The 916-nt window shown below is 77.5% G+C and carries 1 pseudogene; it reads right to left on the bottom strand.

Annotation, left to right across the window (positions count from 1 at the left end):
* Positions 1–811: pseudogene (locus ACLEQD_RS44370) on the bottom strand (serine/threonine-protein kinase); the annotation flags it as partial.
* Positions 812–916: the final 105 nt, after the last annotated feature.

The raw sequence follows: 916 nt of genomic DNA, 5'->3' as shown, positions 1-916 counted from the left end.
GGCGAGCAGCCGCAGGCCCCCGGCGGCCTCCGTGAGCGCCCCCAGCGCGGCGCCCGCGAGCGCGGCCTCCTCCGGAGGGACAGCGTCCACCAGCTCCTCCAGCTGGTCCATGTAGAGGAGCAGCCCGCCCTGCGTGCCCAGCTTCGCGCGCAGCCTGCGGCCGAGCGACGTGGGTCCTGGCGCAGCGTCTCCGCGAGCGGCTCCTCCTCCACCTCCAGCACCGGCGCGAGCGCCACGGCGAGCGCGGACACGGGCCTGCGCCCGGGCACCAGCCGCGCGGTGCGCCAGCGCCGGCCGTCCTCCAGCGCGCCGTCCGCCACGGCGGGGAGGATGCCCGCGAGGCACAGGGACGACTTGCCACGCCGGAGTCGCCCGTCATCAGCAGGAAGGCCTCCGCCTTGAGCCGCTCCAGCACGGAGCGCTGCTCGCGGCGGCGGCCGAAGAAGAGGGCGCGGTGCTCGGCCTCGAAGGCCTGGAGGCCGCGGTAGGGGTTGCCCTCCGGCACGGCGGCCGGCGCCTCCTCGCGCGTCAGCGCCTCCAGCGCGTCGAGCAGCTGCGCGGCGGAGGCGTGGCGCTGGGCCGGGTCGCGCTTGAGGCACTTGTCGATGGCGGCGGCGAACCCGGGGTCCACCGACGGGGCCACCTCCAGCAGGGGGCGCACGTCGCGGGTGCGCACGGCCTCGGACAGCTCGCGCCAGGGCACGTCGCGGAAGGGGCCCCGGCCCGCGCACAGCTCGTAGAGCACGACGCCCAGCGAGTACACGTCGCTGCGCGCGGAGAGCTCCTCGCCCGCCCAGGCCTCCGGGGACATGTAGTAGGGCGTGCCCACCAGCGCGCGCGCGGCAGGGAGGCAGGAAGACGCCGTCCAGCGAGCGGCGCCCAGGGCGGGGCTGGACTCCGGTCCCAGTCCGCGGGC

The sequence above is a fragment of the Corallococcus sp. 4LFB genome (assembly GCF_046520365.1).
In the GTDB taxonomy this organism is placed as follows: Bacteria; Myxococcota; Myxococcia; order Myxococcales; family Myxococcaceae; genus Corallococcus; species Corallococcus caeni.
This window is presented reverse-complemented; position numbering and strand designations above follow the sequence as displayed.